The 17,633-nt window shown below is 50.0% G+C and carries 16 protein-coding genes; 4 read left to right on the top strand and 12 right to left on the bottom strand.

What is annotated here, in order from left to right; translation table 11 throughout:
• Position 1: 1 nt before the first annotated feature.
• From NST96_RS05255 to NST96_RS05240, 4 genes are all read right to left on the bottom strand, one after another.
• Entirely contained in the window at positions 2-670 is a 669-nt protein-coding gene (locus tag NST96_RS05255; RefSeq protein WP_171505752.1) for a permease prefix domain 1-containing protein, read from the bottom strand.
• Positions 667-1,023: a PadR family transcriptional regulator gene (locus NST96_RS05250; protein WP_171505753.1), complete on the bottom strand. Its 357-nt coding sequence runs from the start codon at positions 1,021-1,023 to the stop codon at positions 667-669. The genes NST96_RS05255 and NST96_RS05250 overlap by 4 nt, the downstream gene beginning before the upstream one ends.
• Before the next feature lie 364 nt (positions 1,024-1,387).
• Positions 1,388-1,729: a cupin domain-containing protein gene (locus NST96_RS05245; protein ID WP_171505754.1), complete on the bottom strand. Its 342-nt coding sequence runs from the start codon at positions 1,727-1,729 to the stop codon at positions 1,388-1,390.
• Between the two features lie 184 nt (positions 1,730-1,913).
• Positions 1,914-3,278 carry a family 10 glycosylhydrolase gene (locus NST96_RS05240; RefSeq protein WP_031932089.1) on the bottom strand — a complete coding sequence of 455 codons (1,365 nt, stop codon included), beginning with the start codon at positions 3,276-3,278 and terminating at the stop codon, positions 1,914-1,916.
• Between the two features lie 314 nt (positions 3,279-3,592).
• Here NST96_RS05240 and NST96_RS05235 point away from each other — a divergent pair, with 314 nt between their 5' ends.
• Positions 3,593-4,744, top strand: coding sequence for a hypothetical protein (locus NST96_RS05235; protein ID WP_171505755.1), 1,152 nt, complete (start codon positions 3,593-3,595; stop codon positions 4,742-4,744).
• A gap of 113 nt (positions 4,745-4,857) precedes the next feature.
• On the opposite strand, the gene NST96_RS05230 is transcribed toward NST96_RS05235, so the two are convergent.
• Positions 4,858-5,388, bottom strand: a complete 531-nt coding sequence (locus tag NST96_RS05230) for a GNAT family N-acetyltransferase (protein WP_003389292.1) — start codon at positions 5,386-5,388, stop codon at positions 4,858-4,860.
• 276 nt (positions 5,389-5,664) lie between these two features.
• On the opposite strand from NST96_RS05230, the gene NST96_RS05225 reads away from it, so the two are divergent.
• On the top strand, positions 5,665-7,182 hold the full coding sequence (locus NST96_RS05225; protein WP_339167345.1) for a class I adenylate-forming enzyme family protein: 1,518 nt from the start codon (positions 5,665-5,667) through the stop codon (positions 7,180-7,182).
• Between the two features lie 151 nt (positions 7,183-7,333).
• Here the strand turns inward: NST96_RS05225 and NST96_RS05220 are convergent, their stop codons facing one another.
• The 7 genes from NST96_RS05220 to NST96_RS05190 all read right to left on the bottom strand — a co-directional run bounded on the left by NST96_RS05220 (position 7,334) and on the right by NST96_RS05190 (position 15,673).
• A complete protein-coding gene (locus tag NST96_RS05220; RefSeq protein WP_342405673.1) occupies positions 7,334-9,340 on the bottom strand; it encodes a PAS domain S-box protein in 2,007 nt (668 codons plus the stop codon).
• The gene (locus tag NST96_RS05215; protein ID WP_051567392.1) at positions 9,282-10,139 is read right to left on the bottom strand and encodes a protein-glutamate O-methyltransferase CheR; all 858 of its coding nucleotides are present in this window, start codon (positions 10,137-10,139) and stop codon (positions 9,282-9,284) included. The genes NST96_RS05220 and NST96_RS05215 overlap by 59 nt, the downstream gene beginning before the upstream one ends.
• A 6-nt stretch (positions 10,140-10,145) precedes the next feature.
• Positions 10,146-12,845 carry an ATP-binding protein gene (locus NST96_RS05210; RefSeq protein ID WP_003389296.1) on the bottom strand — a complete coding sequence of 900 codons (2,700 nt, stop codon included), beginning with the start codon at positions 12,843-12,845 and terminating at the stop codon, positions 10,146-10,148.
• A 183-nt stretch (positions 12,846-13,028) separates the two neighbouring features.
• Positions 13,029-13,241, bottom strand: coding sequence for a hypothetical protein (locus NST96_RS05205; protein WP_003389297.1), 213 nt, complete (start codon positions 13,239-13,241; stop codon positions 13,029-13,031).
• A gap of 108 nt (positions 13,242-13,349) precedes the next feature.
• Positions 13,350-14,096, bottom strand: a complete 747-nt coding sequence (locus tag NST96_RS05200; RefSeq protein WP_003389298.1) for an amino acid ABC transporter ATP-binding protein — start codon at positions 14,094-14,096, stop codon at positions 13,350-13,352.
• A gap of 14 nt (positions 14,097-14,110) precedes the next feature.
• A complete protein-coding gene (locus NST96_RS05195) occupies positions 14,111-14,770 on the bottom strand; it encodes an amino acid ABC transporter permease (protein WP_003389300.1) in 660 nt (219 codons plus the stop codon).
• 123 nt (positions 14,771-14,893) lie between these two features.
• Positions 14,894-15,673: an amino acid ABC transporter substrate-binding protein gene (locus tag NST96_RS05190; protein ID WP_024984260.1), complete on the bottom strand. Its 780-nt coding sequence runs from the start codon at positions 15,671-15,673 to the stop codon at positions 14,894-14,896.
• A gap of 338 nt (positions 15,674-16,011) precedes the next feature.
• Here NST96_RS05190 and NST96_RS05185 point away from each other — a divergent pair, with 338 nt between their 5' ends.
• A complete protein-coding gene (locus tag NST96_RS05185; RefSeq protein ID WP_141334151.1) occupies positions 16,012-16,212 on the top strand; it encodes a hypothetical protein in 201 nt (66 codons plus the stop codon).
• A 125-nt stretch (positions 16,213-16,337) separates the two neighbouring features.
• A complete protein-coding gene (locus NST96_RS05180) occupies positions 16,338-17,630 on the top strand; it encodes a helix-turn-helix transcriptional regulator (RefSeq protein ID WP_024984258.1) in 1,293 nt (430 codons plus the stop codon).
• Positions 17,631-17,633: the final 3 nt, after the last annotated feature.

Raw genomic sequence — 17,633 nt, 5'->3', positions numbered from 1 at the left:
CTCACTCTTTCACCTCGCATTTCTCCGCCAAATGGGACGCCTTCCAAAACATCAGCGGCACGATAATCAGAAGGAAAGGAGGCGCATAATCCGCGATGAGAAGCCCAAACTGATACGGCCCGTCGATACTGATCGGGCGGCCAAACCAGAGGTGGCTGCCAAATTTGATCGCCGTCGTATACAGGGTCATGATTGCTGCATACAGCCCCCATACAATCCATGCCGCTTTCTTCGTTTTTTCCAATCTGGCAACGTTCATGACAGCGACGGCCTGAAGATCGTGGCTCTTTCTCAGCAAACCCGCAACGTAGATGCCCCCGCAAAGCAGCACCGCCATCGTAGCCATATTGTTGAACCACATGCCCGACAGGGTAAACCGAAGCGGTATCGACAAAATCCAGACGACCAGCATGTAAAGCAGCACGGACTGGGCAAGCTCGACTTTGTAGCGGTTGACATAGATCGGCTGGCTGCCGTCCACGAGAAAATCAACGGTATCCAAGCTTCTTGTCGCACGCGAAAAGGCTTCGGGAAAGGGCAGTCCCTCTTCCATCAAGTCTGCTACCTTCGCTTCCAGATTGCTGATGATCTCCTCTTTCAGCTCACGGGTTTCTCTGCTCTCTTTATGGGCAGCGAACAGTCTGTCTACGTATTCCCGTAATTCTTTCATCGCTCTTCCACATCCTTTTCCACACGAATCAGACGATCGATCAGATTGCGGGCCAGCTCCCATTCCGCGCAATTGGTGCGGTACAGCTCCCGGCCAAGCTCCGTAATGCTGTAGTACTTCCTGCGCCCTCCCTGCGTTTCTTCTCCCCAATAGGACTCGATCATTTTCTGTTTTTCGAGGCGGCGCAGGCTTGAGTAAAGGGTCGGCTCCTTCAGCTCAAACCGGTTTTGGCTTTTTCTATAGATTTCCTTGATGATTTGATAGCCGTAGTTATCGCCCGTCAGAAGCACAGACAAAATGATCGTATCAATACTTCCACGGACTAGATCGCTATTGTTTAAGGTTTCATCCAATCGCACACGCCTCCAATCAGTTGCTGAGTATAGCATAACATATATTACTATGTGTGACAAAGTACATTGGCACAGATAGGCGGTTTTGTTCTTCGCTTCGTTTGATGTTTAGTGCTTATGGTTGGAAAAAGCGTGTTGGACGGGCTTTTTTGAGCCCATCCGGGAAACGAAAGGAATGCTGCTTCCGGTGTCAGAACCATGCCACCAGCCGATTGAAAAAACGGGTTTCCGCCGTATGAACAGTAAGAGATAAGCTGCTCCATTACTACTCAGGAACAAGTTTGTTCGCCATGTTCGTTTTGCTCAAAAAGAAAACCGCCCTTTATTTAGATAGGCGGTTCATGCAGCGCTTCCATACTTGTCGTTACTCTACTGTGATCCTGTCACCTTTACTGGTTGGCTGCGAGATTACCAAGAATTCAATTTCCTCGTTTGAATTGTTACACATTTGATGCGAAATCAGTGGTGCAATCTCGATTCCCTCTTGTTGATTGAGAACAAACTCCTTGTCGCCAATGATCATCGTTGCTGTGCCCGACAGGACAAAGAAAACTTGGCGAGCCTTTTCATGGTAATGCTTTACTTCCGAAGTATTTGCTGGCATCCGTTCGTGGATAACGCTTAGATCCTGGCCTTTCACTAAATGCCAGCCGTCACAATTATCGCCCCAAATATAATGTTCGGCACGGTGTTTGCTTATTTTCATTTGAGCAACTCCCCTCATCCGCTTTTCTTGTTAAACAGATTATAGAAAAAGCTATTCCGACAGTGGATCACATAGAAAAATGCTTCTTGGCGCAGCGGTACGATTCGCTGTTTGCGGCCAAGAAGCATTTATTCTGCATTTTTCCGTATGACCGGCCTGGATTACGGCATCCTAGCCCGGATTGTTATTGATTCTCTGCCGAATAGTATTGCTTCAGGCTGGAGCGGATTCCGGCGGTATCCTTCATCAGCGTTTTTGCACTGAAGAAAATGCTGCCCTGCACTTGCGGGAAGGCTTTGTTGAACTGGAGCTGCTGGATGATGGCGTTGCTCGACGCCCAATCTGTCGTGTTGGTGCCGACCTTGTACGCGCCTTGCCCGATGTAGAGCTTGACCGGCGTACCGTTCGTCTCCATAGACCACCATTGAACCAGCTTGTCATAGGCTGCCGGCTTGTAGCCGATGCTCCAATAGAGCTGCGGAGCCACGTAATCAAGCCAGCCGCTGCGAATCCATGTACGGACGTCGGCATACAGGTTGTCGTAGGAGCTTTGACCGTTTGTATCCGAGCCGGTTGGATCATCTTTTGCATTGCGCCAAATGCCAAACGGACTGATTCCGAACTCCACCTGCGGCTTCACGCTTTTGATCGACGCATACAGGTCTCTGACAAAAGCGTTGACGTTATCGCGGCGCCAATCTCCTTTGGTGGCAAAGCGCCCCTGGTTGTAGGCGGCAAAGGTGGCGGCGTCCTTGAAATCTTCTTTTCCGTACGGATAGAAATAATCGTCCAGATGCACGCCGTCAATATTATAGTTGTTTACGACCTCCATAATGGTGTCGATGATATGCTGCCGAACCTCCGGCATGCCCGGGTTGTAAATCAGCAAGTTGTTGTGAGCGACGACCCAGTTTGGATGGAGCCTGGCTGGATGCTGTGGCGCAAGGGTTTCCTTTGCTACCGTAGTGCTGGCCCGAAACGGGTTGAACCAGGCGTGGAACTTCATGCCGCGCTTGTGCGTTTCTTCGATCATGAACGCGAGCGGATCGTAGCCGGGGTCTTTCCCCTGTGTGCCAGTCAGCCACTTGGACCATGGAACGAGCTTGGACGGGTAGATCGCGTCTGACTCCGGTCTTACCTGGACGATAATGGCGTTCATACCGGTCGCCTTCAGCTCGTCCAGCATGCGGATGTACTCCGCTTTTTGCTGCTCTACAGGGAGGCCCGCTTTTGACGGCCAATCGATGTTGAACACCGTGCTTACCCATGCTGCACGCATTTCTTGCTGCTGACCTACTGCGTTGATTGGTGCGGTGTTTGTTCCGTTCGCCGAAGCGCCAGAACCAGCATTGATCGCAGGAGCTGGAGCTACTACAGAACCATTGCTCACGATGTCAGGCGGTGCTGCAGACAGACCCAGCTGTACATTGCCCGCTGCAGACGCGGCGATGGAAGCGCCTGCCGCCGTTTGCGGCTGAGCTGCTGCAACGACTGGCGTAAGCCCTAACAGCAGTACGAACAAACCCATGAGAAAGCCTTGTTTCTTCAATTTCTAATCCTCCTAACAGCCAAAAAAATTCCCCGATATGTACTATACGAGCTTGTCTGTTTTATCTATCAATCTAGTAGACGCACCAAGGAAGATTTTGTTGCTTGAAATGGCTGAAAAAAATGGATAGAAAACGCGAAGGGTGTCAACATGGAACCAAACATGCTACTTATTTCCCAATTTTCATCAGATTCAGGAAAAAATTGATGATTTTCGCTGGAAGAAACCCGTATACTTCATGGTAATGCGGGCTGCAGGCTCCTATCATGAACTTCCGATTTTTTTTCGCAAGTCGTCACAAAGAGGTGATTTCCTTGATCGAAATGCAGCGAAAAACAAACCGCCTGTTTACCAATGAACTTCCGAAATGGGCCCTCATCGTACATAAGGTGATGATTTCCCTTCTCTTTCTTATTGCCGTCCCCCTCTGCGTACTCAGCCTGATCGCCTTGTTTACCGAGGACGACCTGTCTATTTTTCTGTTCTTGGGCATTATCGGCGGGGGGGTTTTCTGGTTCGGGCGTTTTTGCTACAAAAATTTGCTTCAATATACGCAGCAGCGGTTGATCGTGGAGCTGCGGGAGGACGGGTACTTTACGTCTTTTTCCAACCAAAAAACGAACGAGAAGCAGACCATCTTTCTCCCGTTTGCCGGGATGGAGTACGTTTTGCTGGGGATGGATTATCAGTATGCGGTGAAGGCAACCCCCCGCTCTACTGGCCCCGGCGGCAAAGTTGTTTTTTACCGGGTCGTCAAACTCATGATAAGCGGCATCAGTTCAGATAGGAAGCATGAAGTGGTCAGCTTTCCCATCGGTGATCAGCCTACGCTTGACGAATGGGTGAACGTGTTTCAAGCCAATCAAGTCCCGGTCCTTGTTACAGATAAAGCATTGAGCGCTGTTCCTTATACAAAAGAAGGGATCGATGCGGTACCGAAAGCTCCATACCAGGGTACCCTCCCGTTTCGGATCGGCTCGGAAGCAAAAGAGCTCGACAACGTGTTCCTGACAGAAGAGCAGCAGAAACAGCAGGCGGAGAAAAAGAAAAAAAACCGGAAGAGAATGCGCGGCTTTCTCATCGGCTTGGGGATTTTGCAAATGTTGATGGTCCGTTATTGGTTTATCGATTGGCGCGTTGTAGACGAATCTGTCTTTAGCGATAAAGCGGATGATACCCTGGTCTTGTTTCTCACTTTGATCGGATTGCTTGTGATCAGGTTCTTCACGCAGTCGAGCCGGTGGTTCGACCCGTTAGTTGACATGCTGGTGCTCTTTGGCGGTTTGACTGTCGGCCTTCTCTGGACTCTCGTCAGTGTGTCAGTGCCGGATGGTTTTTCGTTCGCTGTCTACTCGCATTGGCTTTTGAACTGCTTTCTCTACGCGCCGTTTGCCATTTTCATGATCGTTCGGCAGCTCTTGCGCGATCGAAAAGAAAAAAAGCAGCAGCGCGAGCAAGCTGTGTAATGCATAAAGGAAAAAAAGGCCTGTTTGACGTGATCATGCAAGGTATGCCTGCACAAGCAAAGAAAGCTTGCAGAATCACCAAATGCCTTCGGAATTACAGAATGCCTGCAGAATCACAGAATACTCGCCTCTTTTATGGGCAGCCGGTAGCTTTTTACCAAGGTCGGACCGCTTTGAATATCCTTTTCGGGAGCGCGCTCAAAACCGAGGCGTTCATACAGGCTGATGGCAGATGCCATGATGTCTGTCGTGTGCAGATGCAGTGCGGATGCACCCAGCTTGCGCGAACGCCTGACGCTCTCCTTGATCAATTCAGTGGCTACCCCTTTTCCTCTCGCTTTTGGCAGAACCGATAAATAGCGAATAATCGGGGTGTCGATCTGCAGCTCCGGCAAGCCATATGCCTCTTTGGCTGACATGTACAACTGCACGGCGCCAACGATCTCTCCATCGTATTCGGCTACGATGCGCGCGAGCGGACGGTCATCTGCCGCCGACTCGCGCAGCTCTTCCCGATACTCCTCCCATCTTCCTTCCGGCAACAGGTGCTCATACTCTTCATACGCTTCCACCAAGAGCTTCTGAATTGCTTCCCGGTCCCCGGGAGCGGCGACGCGAACACGAATTTGACTTGAACCGCCCATCTGTCACACCCACCCTTCCTCTTTTCGTCCATGCTTTGCCTGAGACCCGCGAAAAAGGAGTCTTCGCTTGGAAGCTGTCGTAATTATAACCATAAATTCATATAGGTTATATAGGAATTATGATTGTAACTATACATGCGCCATTTTTCGGCGTCAATGCGCATTCTAATAAAGTTATTCCATCATAAAATAGAAAGAATTTATAACGAGGCTGACTCAAGCAAATACTTGGGGGAGAGAGTCTCACACTATTTTTCCTGCCAGGAGGTTTACGTAATGGGGGGCCTGCACGTTTATTTGCGCGATCGTGCCGAGCGAACGCCTGATGCGGAGGCAGTCGTTTCCGGCGACAAACGTTTTACTTATCAAGCTTTTTTTGAGCGTGTAAACCAGCTTTCGATGTATTTGCAATCGATTGGAGTGCAAAAAGGAGACCGTTTCGGAATCCTGTGCAAAAACAATCACCCCTTCCCGACGATTCTGTTCGCCGTCTTGCAGGCAGGAGCGGTGGCGATGCCGATCAACTGGCGACTTACCGCCTACGAAATGGAAGGAATCATTCAGACAGGAGCTCCCAAGGTTTTATTTTACGACGAGGAATTTGCCCATTCTCTGTCTCATGTCAAAGGAATGATCGAGTTTGCGATCGCTGTCGAGGCAGGCGGCGAGCTGACCGATGCTTTCGCTTCTATTTTTGAAAATTCTCCTCCTCCCGAGCCCCCTGCCGTTCCCGTTTCGGATGAAGATCTCGCTTTGATTCTGTTCACCTCGGGAACGACCGGGATTTCCAAGGGCTGCATGATTTCCCACGGATGCTACGACGCTTATTTGCGGTGCATTGATCCCGATCTGCGTTCCGGCTTCCGCTTTCTGGCCGTTCATCCGCTCTTTCACATGAGCAGTACGTCCATGATCCTGTTCAACGTCTACCTGGGAAATACGATGGTGTTTCTCGACGACGACGCTCCGGTTTCGATCCTGAAGACAATCGAAAAGGAAAAGATCAACGCGATGTTTGCCTTTCCTTCCGTATACACCTATCTGCTGGAGGAGATCAGGCAAAATACGTGGGACCTCTCCTCTCTTGTCCACGTGGCATCGGGAGGCACGCGTGTTCCTGCCTCGCTCATCCGGAGCTATGCCGAACTGGGGATCCCGATGGGGCAAGGATACGGAAGCACGGAGGCATCCTTCGTCAGTCACTGGAATTTGCAAATGGGGCTGGATACGGCAGAATCCGTGGGCAAGCTCTTTCCCGGCGTCCAGCTGAAGATCGTCCATCCCGACACAGGCGAAGAGCTGCCACCGGGACAAACAGGAGAACTGATGGTGAAAAGCCCCTATATTTTCAAGGGCTATCTCAACAATCCGGAAGCTACACAAAAGGTTTTAATCGACGGCTGGGTACGTATGGGCGATGCCGGCAGACTCGACGAAAACGGGTTTTTGTACATCTCCGGACGGTACAAGGAGATGATTCTCTACGGGGGAGACAATGTATACCCGGCTGAAATCGAAGAAGTGATTCACCAGATCGAGGGCGTGATGGAAGTGGCCGTCATCGGAGTCCCGCATGAGACGATGGGCGAGGCGCCCCGGGCGTACGTAATCAAAAGCGGAAACAGTCCGCTGACGGAGTCGGACATCGTTCGCGCTTGCAAGGAAAAGCTGGCGGAATACAAAATCCCCGAGGTGGTGTTTGTCGCTGACCTCCCTAAAAACGGACTGGGAAAAGTCATGAAGCATGTGTTGCGGGAGCAAGCCCTGTCCGAAATGCCAGTACGTTCCACCTGACGAAAAAACCGTCCCAGACTTTAGAGTGGGACGGTTTTTCACTATGGCAAGCAAACCATATTCGGACGTGTGCCTCTCCCGGCCCGCATTGCAGCGCTCCATGGCGGCAGTCGGGCCAAATGGAGCGGTCTCTTCCGGCCTTGCCTGTATATTAATCAGGTAGCGGAAAATGGACATAAAACGTACTGCCTTCTTTGCTTGTCTCCACATCAATTCGCGCCTGATGCCGGTTTGCGATGCTGTAGCAAACAGCCAGCCCCAAGCCGGTGCCTTCCGCCTTTGTCGTAAAGAACGGAGTCCAGATTTTGTCCAAAAGGTCTTCCGGGATTCCAGGTCCTTGATCCGCGACTTCCAAAACAGCTTCTCTGCCCTGCACATATGTCTTGATGGTCAAGGTGCCGCCACGCTCCATCACTTCGAGCCCGTTCAATGCCAGATTGAGGAAAAGCTGGCGAATTTCTTTGCCATCCAAATAAAGCTCGGGACAATCCTCCAGCATCGTCTGCATGTTTTTTCCGCTCAGAGCCGCTTCCGCCTGAACGAGCGGCAGCAGCGGTTCAATCGTATGGAACAAATGCTGCTTTTTCAGATCGCTTGTCTTGTTTTTGGCGAGAGTAAGAAATTCGGTAATGATCGTATTGGCACGATCCAGCTCGGTAATCATAATATCGACGTATTGGAGCGACCCTTTCTCCTGATTTCCTTTTTCCAACTGCAAAAATCCCCGGACAGTCGTCATCGGATTGCGGATCTCGTGGGCAATCCCGGCTGCCATCTCGCCGATCAGATGCAAGCGATCCAGGCGAGCGATCTCTTTTTCCAAATAGACTCTCTCGGTAATATCGGTGACCACGCTAAGGATGCACCGTTCACCCTGAATTTTGATCGTCTCGGTAGACAACAATCCTTCCCGGATGTCACCCGTTCTTGTCATGTACGTAATTTTTTCGTTTCGGATCGCGTCCTCCAGATCGATGGCCCGCTCCCGTTTGCGCAAGTCCCCCGCCAAAACGAGCCGGTCTTCAGAGACATTCTTTACTTCCTGATAATCATAGCCGGTGTAAGCCAGCCAGCTCTTGTTGACATCGATATATCTGCGGTCCTCGCATGACCGGATCGCGATCAGACAGGGGCTCGACTGGAAAATCTTCTGAAACAGCTCCTGCGAGAGCACCAGTTCCTGTGTCCGTTCGCTCACCAGTGCCTCCAGGTGCTGGTAATGCTGTTTCCGCTCAATCTCCAGCTGCTTTCTCTCCGTAATATCCCGAATCGAACAAACGTAGACGTGCTTCTGCTGAATCGTCGCCTTCCTGATCTGCACATCAACCGGAAAGACACTTTTATCCTTCCTGCCGGCAACAGTTTCCACGATATTGTCTACCGGAATCTCATCGGCCCCTCCGAGAGCGGATAGCAAAAGGCCGATCGGCTTTCCGACAACCTCCTCCACCCGATAGCCAAACATGCTCTCGATGATCGGGTTTGCAGATAAAACAATCCTCTCCTGATCAAAGGTAAGAATGGTGTCGGCAGACGTTTCGACGATCGTCCGGGAAAGCGCTTCGCTTTTTTGCAGCTCCAGCATGGTGTGCTGGTGGCTCTTGTTCGCTTCCTGCAGCTCCAGCGTGCGAATGCGGAGCATTTCCCGCTGGTACTCGATCTGCTTCTGCTTCCGGTACAATTGGATAAATCCTTCTACCTTCATGCGCAAAGTGTCCGGGTGAAACGGCTTGAAAATGTAGTCAATCGCTCCTGCTTCGTATCCTTGGACGACGTGCTCGGTCGCCTTGCTGATCGCCGTGATGAACAAGACGGGAATATGCCTCGACAGCTCCCGCTGCTTGATCAGCTTCGCTGTCTCAAAGCCGTTTATCCCCGGCATCTGCACATCGAGAAGGATGCAGGCAAAGTCCTCCTTCAGTACCCAGCGAAGCGCCTCTTCTCCGGACTGGACAGAGATGAGATGATACCTGGGAGAATCAAGCACGGCCTCCAGCGACAGCAAGTTCTCTCTCCGATCATCCACGAGCAGGATATTCACCTTGTCTTCCGGCTCCCCCGCTCCCTCACTTTGCTTGACAAGCATGCTTGCAAAAGGGTCATGGCAATTTGCGATAAAGCTTTTCCGTTCCGAAAACTTCCTCGTAGCAGTTCGCATGGGTTGTAAATACAACTCCTTCCTTATCCCCAAGACCGAGAAAACCATTGGCGCAAAGGCTTTCATAAAATAACTTGTGAACGTGGTTCTGAAGAGTCTCATTGAAATAGATCATGACATTGCGGCAAATAATGACGTGGAACTCATTGAAGGAACGGTCCGTAACCAAATTGTGCTGGGCAAATACCATGTTATCCATCAAAAAGGGCTTAAACTGGACGGAACCATTGATCACGTTGTAGTATTCGGAAAAAGCCCGCTTCCCCCCGGCACGCATATAGTTTTTTGTGTACTGCTGCATTTTTTGTATCGGAAAGATGCCTTTTTTCGCTTTTTGCAGCACCTTTTCATTGATGTCGGTTCCATACAGCCTCGTTTTCGGCAACAGTCCTTCTTCATGCAGCAGAATGGCCATCGAAAAAACCTCTTGTCCGGTAGAGCAGCCAGCATGCCATATTCGAATAAACGGAAGTCTCCGCAGCTCAGGCACAATTTTTTGCCGAAATGCGAGAAAAAAGAGCGGATCGCGAAACATCTCCGTGACGTTAATCGAAAAGTCCGATAACAGCTTATCCATCATCTTCGGGTCATGCAGCACCTTTTCTTGCAGGGCTGAGATCGTGGGGACTTGTTCGATCCGTATCCGGTGCCAAATCCGGCGCCGGATCGATGAGTAGTTGTAATTTCGGAAATCGTATCCATACTGACGGTATATTCCCTCCAGCAGCAGGTTGATCTCGATCTTCTCCAATTCTTCAAATTCGTCTGGTTTCAGATCCGGATGACTTTCGCCAAGAATGGATACTCACTCCTTTCCTTCCATTGGACTGTACAGCCATACTCGCATAAGCGAGATCAGCTGTTCCATTTCAACTGGCTTGCTGATGTAGTCGGAAGCCCCTGCTTCGATGCATCTTTCCCTGTCGTGCTTCATCGCCTTGGCTGTCAGGGCGATGATCGGGAGCTTCTCCATCGAAGGCATTCTGCGGATCGCTTCGATAGCTTCATACCCGTCCATTTCCGGCATCATGATATCCATCAGCACGATGTCGACGTCGGGATTGTCCTCCAGAGCCTGGATGCCTTCCCTTCCATTTTCCGCATAGATGACCGTCATTTTGCGCTCTTCCAAAGCGGCGGTCAACGCAAATATATTTCGCATGTCATCGTCGACCACCAGTGCCTTTTTCCCGATCAGCCCTTCGCCATCAACACTGACAGGCGGCTGATCCTCCGCCGCGGTCATCCCCGCCGCGACTGGCGGCAGGGAATAGGGGTCGGAGCCGGTACTGATTTGCTCCTCAATCGGCAGATACAGGGTAAACGTGCTTCCCATCCCTTCGACGCTCTCCACCTGGATGAAGCCGCCCAACAGCTTGGCCATCTCCCGGCTGATCGAAAGTCCCAACCCCGTCCCTCCATACTTGCGGCTGGTGGTACCGTCAGCTTGTTGAAACGCTTCAAAAATAATTTCCTGTTTTTCCGCAGGTATGCCGATTCCCGTGTCTTGTACCGCGATGGAGACGTACGCAATGTCGTCGATTTCCTCCCGCGATAGCTTGAGGCGAATCTCGCCTTGAGACGTAAATTTAAACGCATTGGACAGCAGGTTGGTGATGATTTGCTGCAGGCGCTGCTCATCGGCCCATAGTTTGTCTGGCACATCGTCAGCAATCTCTACGGAAAACCCGAGTCCTTTTTGAATGGCGAGCGGCCGAAAACCGCGTTCGGCATAAATGGCAATCGACTTGATCGACACCTCGCCTCTGTTGATCTCCATTTTTCCCGATTCGACCTTGGTCAGGTCCAGAATTTCGTTGATCAAGGTAAGCAGGTTTTTCCCTGAGGTAAAAATGGTGGTGGCATATTCTACTTGCTTGTCTGTCAAGTTTTTCTCCTTGTTCTCGGACAGGATTTGCGACAGGATCAGCAGGCTGTTTAAAGGCGTTCGCAGCTCATGGGACATGTTGGCGAGGAATTCGGACTTGTACCGTGATGCCTTTTGTACCTGCTCGGCCTGCTTCTCCAGCTCTTCCTTCACCTTCTCCAGCTCTCTGGCTTTCAACTCGGAATTTTTGTACTGTTCCTCCAGCTTTTCGTTGATGCTGCGCAGCTCTTCCTGCTGCAGCTGCAGCTCCTCGGACTGGCTTTGCAACTCTTCTGTCAACGTCTGTGACTCCTTCAGCAGCTTGCGGACCTGCATGTGAACAAAAATACTGTTGATGGCGGTTCCCATCGTACCGGCGACTTCCTCCAGCAGATTTCTTTGCAGCTCCGTAAACGGGAGAAACGAAGCGAGCTCGAGAACAGCCAGCACTTGTCCTTCGTGTGAGACCGGCACCAGGATGAGCGAACTGGGGGCCGAGCTGCCCAGTCCGGATGAAATCTTCACGTAATGCTCCGGCAGCTTGGAGATCTGGATGACCTTATTCTCCACTGCGCACTGCCCTACCAGCCCTTCGCCTTCCTCAAAAGCAAGGCTCCCGATTTCTTGTGAATCCCTCGCGAAAGTGCCCGCCTTTACAAAACGCCAATGATCGGACTGTCCTTCCCTGATGTAAAATACGCCGTAACTCGCTCCGACCAAGGGGGTAAGCTTCCGAATCAACAGCTCCGCCAGCTTATTGATGTCGTGCACGCCTTGATAGGTGGCTGTGATATCGGCGAGCTGTGTCTTCAGCCAGCTGTGCTCCTGCATGGCCAACGTGAATTCTTTTTCCTGCTCGGCATGCTCTTCCAGCGTCTGGGCCATTTCATTAAAAGCTCTGGCTATGTCTCCGATCTCATCCCGACTCGTGACGGGAATGCGCGGGAACTTGTCCGTTGACCTGTACCCGACTGACGAAATAATGGAAGTGATTCCCGTCAGATTTTTGCTGATCCCTCGTATGACCCAGGCCGTTACAGCGCTCCCCGACAGCAGTCCGAAGATCATCAGGTAAAAGGATAGCTTTTTGATAAACTCGTACTGTTCCATGGAGCGGTCGTAAGCGTCGTCCAGGAGCGATTCCTGCAGGGCCTTTACGTTGTCGATCATATGGAATAGCTCGTCCTTCTGACCTTTCATATCAGCGTTGATCAGGGCGATCGCCTCTGTTTTCTGTCCGGCTTCTGCCAGTTCGCTGATCCTTCTGGACAATTGCGTATAGATTTGATATTCGGATGCAATTTGGCTCAGCAATACCTTTGTACGGTCATGTTCCGTTTTTTGCGTGAGGACATCGAATGCGGCGGACGCTTTGCTAATCGATTCTTCCAAAGCCCGCTTGTCTTTATTAATGCTCTGCGGCGTTTCATCGATGACGATCCCGGCTACCAGTCTGCTCATGTTGTTGACATGATTTTGCATATTATTGGCCGCTTTCAGCTTCATGTACCTGTCATCGACTATCTCATTGATGTTTTGAGTCAGGTGTGTCAGCGCATTGGAAATGGTGCCCAAAAGCACCAGCATGAGCACTAGCAAGAAGCCAAAGCCAATCAGCAGCTTCGTTTTATATTTCATGGAAGGTTCCTCTCTTCCTCGAAATGTGTAAAGGTTTTGACAATTTTCTATTCTTCTCTATCACATTAGTGAATCCTTCCAGTCCTTTCAATTCTTCTCGTTTTTTTGTTTCGCAATCCGAAATTGTGCATAAAAAAAGCCAGTTGGTTTCCCAACTGACCTTGTCAAACTTTATTTTGTTCCTTATACGCCCATTTTTCTGCGCTGATTGCTGATTTTCTTTGTTTGCTGGCTCTTCATCATTTGATTGCCCGCCGCTTGATGCTTCTGTTGGCCTTTCGCACCTTGCTGCGCTTGCTTCTTCTGCTCCAGCATGCGCTTTGCGGCTTCGGCCAGACTTACCTTTTTCACTTCTTCTCCTGCTCCGGCAACGCTCGATTTGTCGTTTTGCTCCATCTACTTTTCACCTCAAGGTTCTTGTGCCATATGTCTGAAATTTTACCATCTCCGGGGTAAAAGTTCCAGCCATGTTGCCCTGAGATTGAGCGGATTTTACAATAGCCGCTACTTTAATGACCGGTGCAGGAACGATTTTGTCCGCTCGTGTTTGGCATTGTGGAACAGCTCGTCCGGCGAGCCCGATTCGACGATCTCGCCGTTGTCCATGAAGACGATTTTGTCCGCCACCTCTTTGGCAAAGCCCATTTCGTGCGTGACCACGACCATCGTCATATGTTCCTCGGCCAACTGCTTGATCACCTGCAGCACCTCGCCTGTCAGCTCGGGATCGAGGGCGGAAGTCGGCTCATCAAACAACATGATGGCCGGATTCATCATCAGCGCCCGGGCGATCGCCACCCGCTGCTTTTGGCCGCCTGACAGCTTGGCCGGATACGCCTCTTTCTTGTCGGTCAGGCCTACCTTCCGCAGGAGCTCATCCCTTTTGCGGCGACTCTCTTCTGCCGGCTCTCCCCTCACAAGCCGGGGAGCCAGCTCAAGATTCTCCTGTACCGTCAGATGGGGAAAGAGGTGAAAGTGCTGAAATACCATCCCCATTTTCGATGTGATGCGCTTGATCCCCTGAGGATTTGCATAAACGCCGTCCTTTACGAGGTACTCGCCTTCCACAGCGATGCTCCCGCCGTTCACCTGCTCCAGGTTCACAAGGCTTCTGAGCATGGTGCTCTTGCCCGAGCCGGACGGACCGATCACAGCGACGACCTCGCCTTTGCCGACCTCAAAGGTAACATCCTTCAGCACATCCAGCGTACCGAATGATTTTTTCAAATTGGTTACTTCGATGATCCCCATTCGTCTCCAGTCCCTTACTCAAATTTGAACCGTCGCTCCAGCGATTTGAAAAACAGTGTCAATACGAAAGCCATGAGCAAATAGATAATGCCGGCTATGAAAAAGGGAGCGATGGTAAAGTCGCGGTTGACGGCGGTCTGCGCGAAATAGAGCAGCTCGGGCACAGCCACGGCATACAAAAGCGCCGTATCCTTGACCAGCGTAATCGACTCGTTGGCGATCGCCGGCAGTGCGACGCGAACCATCTGCGGAACAATAATCTTGGTAGTGGTTTGCCATCTGTTCAAGCCGAGCACCTGGGCAGCCTCATACTGCCCCTTGTCAATCGCCAGCAGCCCGCCTCTGAAAATCTCGGCAAAATAGGCCGCGTAGTTCAGGATGAAGCCGAGACAAGCGGCGACGAAGCGATCCATGACGAGGTAGTCGCCGATGACGGGAATGATCGGCAGCCCGAAGCAGATGAACAACAGTTGCAACAGCAGCGGCGTTCCTCTGACCACGTATATATACGTGTGGGCAAACCAGGCAAGCGGCTTGCTCTTGCTGTTTGCCATGAGCGTCAGTACAAAGCCGAGCGGCAAAGACGCGATGATCGCGATGAAGAACAGCAAAACCGTCATCTGTGCCCCTTCCAGCATCGGCACCGTAATATTGATTAGATAATCGATGTTCATCTTTGATTGGCTCCTTGCGATACGCAGCCCGCCTTCTTTTTCCCTTCAAGAAACATGACTGCGCGAAATCTTCCGTTCGTACAAATGGCAAAACCGGATTTGAAAAACAATCCGGTTTCCCTATTATTTTAAAACCTTGTCCTCGCCAAACCACTTCTCGGAAATCTTTGCTGCCGTACCGTCCTGGTTCATGGCATCGAGCGCTTTTTGAAGCTGCTCCAGCAGCTGTTCGTTTCCTTTTTTCACGCCGACTCCGTACTCTTCAGGCGCCAGGCTTTCATCCAGCAGTTTGAAGGTGTCTTTTTCCTTGGACATGTAATAGCGCGCCACCACTTCGTCGATGACGACCGCATCGACGCGGCCGATCTTCAAATCGCTCAGCGCCAGTACATTGTCTTTGAATTCCGTGACGCTGTTCAGCTTGTCCTTAATCGCGCTTGCATTCAGCGCATCGGCGGCAGAAGACTGGGCCTGCAGGCCGACCTTTTTCCCTGTCAGGTCGTCCAGCTTGCTGATATCGGATTTCGCCAGAACCGCTACCACCTGCGCATTTTTCAGATAAGGCTTGGTGAACAGCACCTTTTGTTTTCGCTCGTCCGTAATTGTATATCCATTCCAGATCAGATCAATGCGTCCGCTGTTCAGCTCCGATTCCTTCGCATTCCAATCAATCGGCTGGAAGGTCGCCTTGTAGCCCATCTTTTCTGCTGCCGCCCGCGCGTAATCAATATCAAAGCCGACAATCTCGTTTTTCTCATCGCGGAAACCCATCGGCGCAAACTTGTCGTCAATCCCGATCACCAACGTCTTGTCGTCCCCATTGGCGGAATTGGCGCCGGAACATCCGGTGATCAGCGAGAGGATGATCCCGCATGCCAGCCACAGTGCTCCTATTTTCTTCATCTTGTATACCCCCTGAATAATGGACCGTGTTTAGTAGTTATAAACATTTTTAAGTGCTTCACGTTTAAGAGTGTATACTTTATTACGGTAAATTGCTAATTCGATAATATACTAAAATATCTTCTTTTTGCTGTTTTAGTTCTATCATTCTCGTGATTTCTCACGTTTTCTTTTGTTTTCACCTTTATTGAACTCCTTAAAGGAAAAACTCCCCCATTGATTTACAAGGGAGGAGATGCATTTGCTATTTGTGATTGTGGTTCGACTATCGCCATGCAGCACCGGCCGACAGCTTCTTGCCGGAAAAAAGCAAACAGGCCCGTTACCCGGAAACCTCCTTGGCAAAAGCCAAAGCGCTGCTTGAGGAAGCGGAGCGAGCACGGATCATCGACCGAATCGAGCAGCTGATCCGGGATGAAAACTGGCTCCTGTACGGCTTTCACAAGCAGAAAGAAGCACGCTATCACCCTGCACTGAAAGGATTGTCCATTGAGTCGTTCAGCTGGGTAGACTTTTCGAAATTGTGGATCAAGCGTTGAGGGAGTTGTGGCTTTGCATAGGATAAAAGAACTTTATAAAATTTTACAAATTATGAGAAATGTGCTATTTTCATAAATGGGAAAAATCAGGAAATCAAAAGGTATAATCGGAAGGTGAAAGTATCATGGGGGACAGTGTAGGCGTACTTCACTATACGACCATCGGTGATATGATAAAGAGATACCGTGAACGGGAACAACTGACTATCACACAACTTGCCAATCTATCCGGAGTTCACAAAGGTGTAATTTCAAAAATAGAATTGGGCGACACGAAACGCCCTGAACTCAGAACGATCAAACCCATTGCAAATGTTCTGGGAATCCCCTTTCCGGAAATAGTCGAGCAATACATCGAAGTAGAGCGGCGGGTCGATGTGCTACGTGAGCTTTTATTGGAGGTCATTCGTTTTTCGAACCAGACATTGATTTCAAAGGTGGCTCTGAAACTCCTCGAATCGCCTCTAGAAGATACTAATACTGCAATTGAGCAACTGTACGATCTAGCTGATACCCTTACCGATACTGACTCGAAATTAGCGCTGTTTAAATTGATTGTGAGATACTCTCGCGAACGAGGAATCCCTCTATTTATTGCAAAGGGATTGCTGCAAACCTATATGATCGAGCGCCTTGATCTGAAGCGCATGGACGAATCCTATAAAGATGGAGAAGAGATATTACATTATATTGAGTTTCTTTCCAAAGAACAAAAAATTAATTATTACTTCAGAATGGCGCTCCAAGCCTTTGCAATCAAAAAATACAAGCAATGTATCAAATTATGCGAATCGGGTCTTGCACTGGAAACGAATGATACTGAGCTCAAAGCTAGAGCTTATCTGGCTATGATCAACTCCTACTACTTCCTGGATCAATTTGATGCCGTAGAAAAACATCTGGATGTATTTGAAAAATTTGAGTACGACTTTGTTAGCGACTCGACCAAGATCAATCGTGCCGCTACCAAGGTAAGAAAGAAAGAGTATGACGAAGCGATCCCAATGTTGAAAACGTACTTGTGGGAGCTGGCACAAGAAAACAGAATCCATATGGCGAACGAGTTGCTTGATATTTATTTAGAGACCGGAAACTTGGATAAAATCACCGAGTTAATAAAAAAAGAGAAGGACCTACTGCCAAGAAAAGTAGAGACACCCTACAAGCATTTGTCACTAGGGATATATTACCAGAGAAAAGGCTCCTACCAGGTACAAACCGGATTGATTCCCGAAGGAATGGAAAGCTTCATCAAAAGCCTACGAGCATACGGAGAGATTCATGCGCTTGAGGAGATCATGAAATGCATAAATGACATCTTCTCCTTTTTCTCGAAAAATTCCATATCTATTGACATTCAATATGTCACGGAACTAAGCAATGTGTATAATAGTATTACAGGTAAAATTAGGAAGTAGGGA

The organism is Brevibacillus sp. FSL K6-2834 (assembly GCF_038592925.1).
GTDB classification, from domain to species: domain Bacteria; phylum Bacillota; class Bacilli; order Brevibacillales; family Brevibacillaceae; genus Brevibacillus; species Brevibacillus borstelensis.
Note: the sequence above shows the minus strand (reverse complement) of the source record. Positions and strands in the feature narration are given on the sequence as shown.

Coding starts and splice junctions, on each gene's coding strand:
- NST96_RS05210 (WP_003389296.1), bottom strand. CDS start 12,845: ATGAAATATAAAACGAAGCTGCTGATTGGCTTTGGCTTCTTGCTAGTG.
- NST96_RS05180 (WP_024984258.1), top strand. CDS start 16,338: ATGGGGGACAGTGTAGGCGTACTTCACTATACGACCATCGGTGATATG.
- NST96_RS05205 (WP_003389297.1), bottom strand. CDS start 13,241: ATGGAGCAAAACGACAAATCGAGCGTTGCCGGAGCAGGAGAAGAAGTG.
- NST96_RS05245 (WP_171505754.1), bottom strand. CDS start 1,729: ATGAAAATAAGCAAACACCGTGCCGAACATTATATTTGGGGCGATAAT.
- NST96_RS05220 (WP_342405673.1), bottom strand. CDS start 9,340: ATGCGAACTGCTACGAGGAAGTTTTCGGAACGGAAAAGCTTTATCGCA.
- NST96_RS05200 (WP_003389298.1), bottom strand. CDS start 14,096: ATGGGGATCATCGAAGTAACCAATTTGAAAAAATCATTCGGTACGCTG.
- NST96_RS05225 (WP_339167345.1), top strand. CDS start 5,665: ATGGGGGGCCTGCACGTTTATTTGCGCGATCGTGCCGAGCGAACGCCT.
- NST96_RS05230 (WP_003389292.1), bottom strand. CDS start 5,388: ATGGGCGGTTCAAGTCAAATTCGTGTTCGCGTCGCCGCTCCCGGGGAC.
- NST96_RS05190 (WP_024984260.1), bottom strand. CDS start 15,673: ATGAAGAAAATAGGAGCACTGTGGCTGGCATGCGGGATCATCCTCTCG.
- NST96_RS05255 (WP_171505752.1), bottom strand. CDS start 670: ATGAAAGAATTACGGGAATACGTAGACAGACTGTTCGCTGCCCATAAA.
- NST96_RS05195 (WP_003389300.1), bottom strand. CDS start 14,770: ATGAACATCGATTATCTAATCAATATTACGGTGCCGATGCTGGAAGGG.